1 pseudogene is annotated in these 1,023 nt (G+C 67.0%); it reads left to right on the top strand.

Going from position 1 to position 1,023, the window contains the following annotated elements:
- Positions 1–1,023 (top strand): annotated as a pseudogene (locus tag EOA49_RS32105) (translocation/assembly module TamB); the annotation flags it as partial.

The following is a 1,023-nucleotide window of genomic DNA, read 5'->3' as shown; positions in this document are numbered from 1 at the left end:
ATCAAGGGCCTCAGCCTTGCACTCGGCGACAACAAGGTTTCGGGCGACCTCGCGCTCGACGAAGCGTTCGTGCCGGTGGGCACCGTGTCGCTCGATCTTCCTGACATAGGGCCACTGGCGGCGCTTGCGCTAGAAAAGGCGGAAGGCGACGTCCGCGGCGCGATCGCCTTCTCGAAGGCCGGCAACGCACCGAACGTCGCCGTCAAGGCAACGACGGCGGCGATCAGGCGCGGCGACCTCTCGGCCAAAAAAGTCGCCGTCGACGCCCAGATCGCCAATTACCTCGCAGCACCTGTCATCTCCGGCAAGATCCGCGCCGACAGCGTGACCTCCGGCGGCACTGCCGTTACCGGCATCGATGTCGACCTGAAGCGCGATGGCGACTGGACCGCCTTTTCCGGCGGCGCCACCGTGAAGAACATTCCGGCGAAAGCGGCCGGCCGGGTGAAAGTGGCGAACGGCACGACGACCGTCGAGCTCGCGTCGGGCCAAGCGACGGTGCAAGGCATCAAGGCGGCGATCGCGCAGGCCTCGACCGTGACCATCGCCAACGGCGCGACGACGCTCGACCGGCTGGTGCTCAATCTCGGCGGCGGCACGGCGACGGTGACGGGCAAGGTCACGCAGACGCTCGACATCAACGCCAATCTGGCCCGGGTGCCGGTCTCGCTCGCAAACAGTTTCTCGCCTGGCCTCGATGCGACAGGCTCGATCTCGGGCACGGTCAAGGTCTCCGGCGCGCCGGCCACTCCGACGGTCGCCTTCAATGTCGATGCTTCGGGCGTGCAGACTTCGCAGACGCGGGGCGCAGGCCTCGGCGGCATGAACGTATCCTCGTCGGGAACCTTTGCCGGCAGCAAGCTTGCCTTCGACGCCAACATCAGCGACGGCGCCGGCCTTGGTCTCAAGGGCGGCGGCACGGTGACGACGGCAGGCGGGCCGACCCTGGCGCTCGATTTCAAAGGCAAGGTGCCGTTTTCCTTCCTTGCCTCGAAACTCGCCGTGCAAGGCCTGGCGCTCAAC

This window comes from Mesorhizobium sp. M1A.F.Ca.IN.020.04.1.1 (assembly GCF_003997315.1).
Classification (GTDB): domain Bacteria; phylum Pseudomonadota; class Alphaproteobacteria; order Rhizobiales; family Rhizobiaceae; genus Mesorhizobium.
Note: the sequence above shows the minus strand (reverse complement) of the source record. Positions and strands in the feature narration are given on the sequence as shown.